The sequence below is a fragment of the Streptomyces sp. NPDC093260 genome, assembly GCF_040683715.1.
Taxonomy (GTDB): domain Bacteria; phylum Actinomycetota; class Actinomycetes; order Streptomycetales; family Streptomycetaceae; genus Streptomyces; species Streptomyces sennicomposti.
Map to the genome: position 1 here is coordinate 22,587 of NZ_JBFBEK010000051.1, position 6,637 is coordinate 29,223.

Sequence of the window (6,637 nt, forward strand, 5' to 3'; positions counted from 1 at the left end):
GGGCATGCGAACCGACTCTTCTCCCGGCACCCTGCCGGCGCGGGAGCACCTCCCGGCCGGCGACGCCGGTCCGCCTGTCCTGGACGTAGTGATCCCCGTCTACAACGAGGAGAAGGACCTCGGACCGTGCGTGCTGCGGCTGCACGAGCACCTCGCGCGCACCTTCCCGTACGCGTTCCGCATCACCGTCGCGGACAACGCCTCCACGGACAGCACCCCGCAGGTGGCCGCCCGGCTGGCGGCCGACCTGCCCGAGGTCGACAGCTTCCGGCTGGAGCAGAAGGGCCGGGGCCGCGCCCTGCGGACCGTCTGGTCCGCCTCCGAGGCGCCGGTCCTCGCCTACATGGACGTGGACCTGTCCACCGACCTCAACGCGCTGCTGCCGCTGGTGGCCCCGCTGATCTCCGGCCACTCCGACCTGGCCATCGGCTCCCGGCACGCCCGCAGTTCGCGGGTGGTGCGCGGGGTCAAGCGGGAGTTCGTCTCCCGCGCCTACAACCTCATCCTGCGCGGTTCGCTCCAGGCCCGCTTCTCCGACGCCCAGTGCGGCTTCAAGGCGATCCGGCGCGACGTCGCCCAGGCGCTGCTGCCGCTGGTGGAGGATGCCGGCTGGTTCTTCGACACCGAGATGCTGGTGCTGGCGGAACGGGCCGGGCTGCGCATCCACGAGGTGCCGGTGGACTGGGTCGACGACCCCTGCTCCACGGTGCACATCGTCAGGACGGCGACGGACGACCTGAAGGGCGTGTGGCGGGTCGGCAGGGCGCTGGCCACCGGCTCGCTGCCGCTGGACCGGCTGGCCCGGCCGTTCGGCGACGACCCGCGCGACCGCGAGATCCAGGACGTACCCGGGGGGCTGGCCCGCCAGCTCGTCGGCTTCTGCGTCGTCGGCGTCCTGTCCACCCTCTTCTACCTGCTGCTCTACAGCCTCTTCCGGCAGTTCGCCGGCTCCCAGACCGCCAACGCTGCGGCCCTGCTGGTCTCGGCGGTCGCCAACACCGCCGCCAACCGGCGCCTGACCTTCGGGGTGCGCGGCCGGGGCGGCGCCGTCCGCCACCAGGCGCAGGGGCTCGTCGTCTTCGGCATCGGCCTCGTCCTGACCAGCGGCTCGCTGGCCGCCCTGAACGCGGCGACCAGCAGCCCGGCGCACTCCACCGAACTCGCGGTGCTGGTCGCGGCCAACCTCGCGGCGACCGTGCTGCGCTTCCTGCTCCTGCGGGCCTGGGTCTTCCCCGACCGCCGGCCGCAGCCGGCCGCCCCCGCCTCCGTCGGCGCCGGGACCTCCGGCGCCGACGGCGACGTACGCGGGCCGTCCGCACGGATGTACGTCACGAGCGCCGACGGAGGCCGGCCGTTCCCGGTGCCCGGCCCGCTCCCGCAGCGCCCCACGACCCCGAGCACCGGGTACGACACCCCGCACGGCGCCTCCCGCGACGCCCCGCACGCCGCCTCCGCGCACCACACCGCGGTCCGCGGCACCACCCCGTTCCGTGCCGGTGACGGCGCCGGGCGCACCCGGCGGGACGCGACCGTGCGACGGCGACCGGTGCGTCCGAACGACACCGATCCGAAGGACTCCCGATGACCACTGAGCACGACCGGACGGGCCGGCAGGAAGGCGCGGAGCCCTCGTCCTGGGGTCCGCCACCGACCGCGCCCCCGGCGACCACGGCAGCCGCCGGCAGCACGGCGACCGTCGTCCCCGCCGTCCCGCCGCCCCCCGCGTACGCTCCCGGAGTCACGCCCACGCCCGAATCCGCCCCCGCACCCGGAGCCGGCGAGCCGAAGCAGCCCCTCGCGCGCCGCCTCCTGCGCGGCCGGCCGGAGGACCCGCGCTGGGCGCGCCCCGCCTTCCTCGCCCTGCTGCTCGCCACCGGGCTCCTCTACCTCTACGACCTCAGCGCCTCCGGCTACGCCAACTCCTTCTACTCGGCGGCCGTGCAGGCGGGCAGCACGTCCTGGAAGGCGTTCTTCTTCGGCTCGCTGGACGCGGGCAACGCCATCACCGTCGACAAGCCCCCGGCCGCGCTGTGGCCGATGGCCCTGTCGGTACGGATCTTCGGACTGAGCTCGTGGGCGATCCTCGTCCCCGAGGTGATCATGGCCGTCCTCACGGTCGCCGTGGTGTACGCGTCCGTACGGCGCCGGTTCAGCCCGGCGGCCGGGCTGATCGCGGGCGGGGTGCTGGCGCTCACGCCGGTCGCGGCCCTGATGTTCCGGTTCAACAACCCGGACGCGCTGCTCGCGCTGCTGATGGCGCTGACCGTGCACCTCGTCCTCCGGGGCCTGGAGGACGGCCGCACCAGGTGGCTGGTGGGGGCGGGCGTCGCCGTCGGCCTCGCCTTCCTCACCAAGACCTTGCAGGCCTTCCTGATCCTGCCTCCGCTGGCCCTCCTCTACGGCGTCTGCGCGCCCGTGCGGCTGAAGAGGCGGCTGGGGCAGCTCGCGCTCGCGACGGCGGCGATCGTCGTCTCCGGCGGCTGGTGGGTGGCGATCGTCGAGCTGTGGCCCGCGTCCTCGCGGCCGTACATCGGCGGTTCGCAGAACAACAGCTTCCTGGAGCTGACCTTCGGCTACAACGGCCTCGGCCGGATCAACGGCGACGAGACCGGCAGCGTGGGCGGCGGCGGTGGCGGCCGGGGCGGCGGCACGGGGCAGTGGGGCGAGACCGGCTGGGACCGGATGTTCAACTCCGAGATCGGCGGCCAGATCTCCTGGCTGCTGCCGGCCGCGCTGATCCTGCTCGTCGCCGGGCTGGTGCTCACCCGGAAGGCGGCGCGCACCGACCTGGCCCGCGCGTCCTTCCTCGCCTGGGGCGGCTCGCTGGTGATGACGGCGGCGGTCTTCAGCTACATGGCCGGCATCTTCCACCAGTACTACACGGTGGCCCTCGCGCCCTACCTCGCCGCCGTCGTCGGCATGGGCGCGACCGCCCTGTGGGCGCGGCGCTCCCGGCTGTGGGCGGCGCTCGCCCTGGCCGCCGCGGTCACGGCGACCGCGGCCTGGGGCTACGTCCTGCTCAACCGCACCCCGGACCACCTGCCCTGGCTGAAGTGGCTGGTGCTGGTGGGCGGTCTGACGGCGGCCCTCGGTCTGGTCTTCGCCGGTCGGCTCGGCCGCCGGGTCGCGCTCGTCACGGCGGCCGCGGCCCTGGCGACCTCCCTGGCCGGTCCGACCGCGTACACGCTGAGCACGGTGAACTCCGCGCACACCGGGTCCATCCCGACGGCCGGCCCGGCGGGCGCGAGCCGGATGGGCTTCGGCGGCGGCGGTCGCGGCATGCGCGGCGGCTTCCCCGCAGGCGGCGCCAACGGCCAGGGCCGGCAGAACGGCAACGGCTTCCCCGGCGGCGGGTTCCCGGGCGGTACCGGAGGGTTCCCCGGTGGCGGCATGCCCGGCCAGAACGGCCAGGGCCAGCAGAACGGCGAGAACGGCCAGAACGGGCAGGGCCGGCAGAACGGCGGCACCGGCTTCCCCGGCGGCGGCTGGACCGGCGGCGAGCGCGGCCGCAGCGGCGGCATGGGCGGCCTGCTCGACGGCGCCCAGGTCGGTTCCGCGGCCAAGCTGCTGCTGCAGCAGGACGCGTCGAAGTACACCTGGGTCGCCGCCTCCGTCGGCTCCCAGAACGCGGCCGGCTACCAGCTCGCCACCGGCGACCCGGTGATGGCGATCGGCGGCTTCAACGGCACCGACCCGTCCCCGACCCTCGCGCAGTTCGAGAAGTACGTGGAGCAGGGGAGGATCCACTACTTCGTCTCGGGCGGCGGCATGGGCGGCGGCATGGGCGGCAGCGACAACGGCACGTCCGCGCAGATCACCTCATGGGTGGAGAAGAACTTCAAGAAGGTGACGGCCGGTTCGGCCGCCTTCTACGACCTGACCCAGCCGGTGACCGGCAGCTGACAGCCCTGCGCCGCACCGACCGCGGCGCCCACGGAGGCGGTGGCCCACCCGGCCGCCGCCTCCCCGCGTCCGCCCGCTCACCTCCCCTTCCCCCGGGACGACCTTGTTGCCGTACCGGCAGGAGCGGGCACACTCCATGGCGGGGAGGATTTCCCCGGGGTACGGGCCCCTTCGCATGTCCGCCGGTTCGGAAGTCGAGGAAGGTGCGCGATGGTGAGGACGGCCGGGGCCGAGGGCGCGACGCGCCGCAGTGTCTGGCTGGCGGGCAAGGAGCGCCGGGGCGGGCGCGGCGGCGGGCAGCCGTCCGGGCTCGACCGGGCGCGGATCACCGAGGCCACGGTGCGGCTGCTGGACGCCGAGGGGCTGAACCGGTTCTCGATGCGCCGGCTCGCCGCCGAGCTGAACGTCACGGCGATGTCCGTGTACTGGTACGTCGACACCAAGGACGACCTGCTCGAACTCGCCCTCGACGCCGTCTTCGGCGAGCTGCCGCTGCCCCGCCCGGACACCGGCGAGGACTGGCGCGAGGAACTGCGCGGGCTGGCCGTCGGCTACCGGGCGGTGCTGGTGCGCCACCCCTGGTTGCCGCCGCTGGTCGGCCGCTACCCGAACATCGGCCCGAACGCCCTCGCCTACTCGCGCGAGGTGCGGCGCGTGGTCCGCCGTACCGGGCTGCCCGCGCACGGCATCACGGGCGCCATCTCGGCCGTCTTCCAGTTCGTGTACGGGTACGGCACGATCGAGGGCCACTTCTTCGGCCGGATCGCGGACTCGGGGCTGACGTCCGACGAGTACTACCGGCAGTCCCTGGAGTCGGTGCGCCGGGACCCGCAGACCGCCGGGGTGATCGAGGAGTCCCGCGACCTGCTGACGGCCCGGGGCGGCGACACGGTGGCGGAGATTCTCGACCGCGACTTCGCCTTCGCCCTGGACCTGCTGGTCGCGGGCATCGAGGCGATGGCCGCCCGGGGCTGACCACTCGCTCAGGGCCGCCGGGGAACGGCCGCCCGGGATCGTCGGGACCGGCCTGACCGACCGCCGCCGAAGGCCCTAGGTGTGCTGTCTCGGGACGCCTGGCACGCGCGCTCGCCGCGTTGTCGGGATCGTCCACGTACGCCCTACGAGGACGACCCTCCGCCTTGCGATCACACGCACCGGACGCCGCGGGGCCCGCCCTTCGGGCGGACAGCGCCACTTTCCGAACAGGCCCTAAGCCTCCTCGTCGTCCACCAGACGCGCCGGGAAGCCGCCGGTGGCCACCGGACCCCACCGCTCGGGGGTGATCCGGATGATCGACTTGCCCTGCTTGATCATGGCCCGCCGGTACTCGTCCCAGTCGGGGTGCTCGCCGGCGATGTTGCGGTAGTACTCGACGAGCGGCTCCACCGAGTCCGGCGCGTCGATCACCTCGGCGGTGCCGTCGATCTGCACCCACGGCCCGTTCCACTCGTCGCTCAGCACGACCAGGCTGACCCGCGCGTCCCTCTTGGCGTTACGGGTCTTGGCGCGCTCCGGATAGGTCGAGACGACGATCCGCCCGGAGTCGTCCACGCCGCAGGTCAGCGGCGAGGCCTGCGGGCCGCCGTCGGAGCGGCGGGTCAGCAGCAGGGCGCGGTGGCGGGGCCGTACGAAGTCCAGCAGTTCGTCCCGCGAGACGCGGGTGTTGCTCGCGATGTTCGGTGCCATGCCCGCAGCCTAGACGGACCGCCTCGCGCAGCCGTGCCGTGTCGGTTCGCCGGGGCGCAAGCCGACCGTCTACCAGGCGTAAATCGCGCGGACGGACGAGATAAGGTTCTGTTCGTCCTGTGCTCGCAGTCGGGAATGTGCTGCGGAGCTCTCCTGCGCATGGCCTCAGTGCCGTGCATGCCGAAGAGGTTCGTGGTGCCTGCGTCCGACTTTTCTGAATTGCCCCATTTTCTGGGGGACATCGAGCTGCCCGAGGCCCTGACGGCGGCCGCCCAGCAACTGCACGACACCACCACTCCGGACAGCACCATGCAGGTCGCCGTGCGCCTCGCGGTGCAGCTCCTGCCGGGGGCGGAGCACGCCGGCATCTCCGTGCTGGAACGCGACGGCCGCCGCCGCAGCGTCGCCCGGACCGACGAAGTCGTCCGCACCGCGGAGGAGGCCGACGACGGCCGGGCGCAGGTGCCGTACTGGGACCAGCTCTGGCACGCGCCCGTGGTCCGGCTGACGGACAGTGAGACGGAGGAGGGCGGCCGGTCGCTGGCCGACGCCGGGCTGCGCTCCGCGCTCGCGCTGCGGCTGCGCGCCGAGAAGCGGCGGCTGACCGTGCTCACCGCCTACGCCGGCAAGCCGCGCGCCTTCGACGCCGACGCCACCCGCATCGGCCGGCTGTTCACCGCGCACGTGAGCCTCGCCCTGGACTCGGCGACCGTGCGCGAGCAGCTCACCGAGGCGATGCGCACCCGCGACCTGATCGGCCAGGCCACCGGCATCCTCATGGAGCGCAAGGACATCGACGCGGCCGAGGCCTTTGACAGCCTGGTGCGCACCTCGCAGCGGGAGAACGTCAAACTCCGCGACATCGCCCGCAGGGTCGTCGACGCGAAGAGGAACGCCACCTGACGGTGTGACGCGCGTCGGGACATGACGAGGGCAGGCCCGCGGACGCGCGGACCTGCCCTTCTTCCGTGCCGTTCCCGGCCGCTCAGGCGGTGGGGAGGGTGGTGCCCTGGACGGCTTGGATGTCGAGTTCGACCTTGAGGGTGGT

5 protein-coding genes are annotated in these 6,637 nt (G+C 73.7%); 4 read left to right on the plus strand and 1 reads right to left on the minus strand.

Annotation, left to right across the window (positions count from 1 at the left end; all coding sequences use genetic code 11):
* Window positions 1–4 precede the first annotated feature (4 nt).
* The 3 genes from AB0N63_RS35315 to AB0N63_RS35325 all read left to right on the plus strand — a co-directional run bounded on the left by AB0N63_RS35315 (window position 5) and on the right by AB0N63_RS35325 (window position 4,878).
* A complete protein-coding gene (locus tag AB0N63_RS35315; protein ID WP_365535971.1) occupies window positions 5–1,585 on the plus strand; it encodes a glycosyltransferase in 1,581 nt (526 codons plus the stop codon).
* Window positions 1,582–3,903 carry a glycosyltransferase family 39 protein gene (locus AB0N63_RS35320; protein ID WP_365535973.1) on the plus strand — a complete coding sequence of 774 codons (2,322 nt, stop codon included), beginning with the start codon at window positions 1,582–1,584 and terminating at the stop codon, window positions 3,901–3,903. The genes AB0N63_RS35315 and AB0N63_RS35320 overlap by 4 nt, the downstream gene beginning before the upstream one ends.
* 210 nt (window positions 3,904–4,113) lie before the next feature.
* Window positions 4,114–4,878, plus strand: a complete 765-nt coding sequence (locus AB0N63_RS35325) for a TetR/AcrR family transcriptional regulator C-terminal domain-containing protein (RefSeq protein ID WP_365535975.1) — start codon at window positions 4,114–4,116, stop codon at window positions 4,876–4,878.
* 234 nt (window positions 4,879–5,112) lie between these two features.
* Here AB0N63_RS35325 and AB0N63_RS35330 read toward each other — a convergent pair whose 3' ends face one another.
* Entirely contained in the window at window positions 5,113–5,589 is a 477-nt protein-coding gene (locus AB0N63_RS35330) for a PPOX class F420-dependent oxidoreductase (protein ID WP_365535977.1), read from the minus strand.
* Window positions 5,590–5,766: 177 nt separating this feature from the next.
* On the opposite strand from AB0N63_RS35330, the gene AB0N63_RS35335 reads away from it, so the two are divergent.
* Window positions 5,767–6,492, plus strand: coding sequence for a GAF and ANTAR domain-containing protein (locus AB0N63_RS35335; protein ID WP_365535979.1), 726 nt, complete (start codon window positions 5,767–5,769; stop codon window positions 6,490–6,492).
* The last annotated feature ends 145 nt before the right edge of the window (window positions 6,493–6,637 follow it).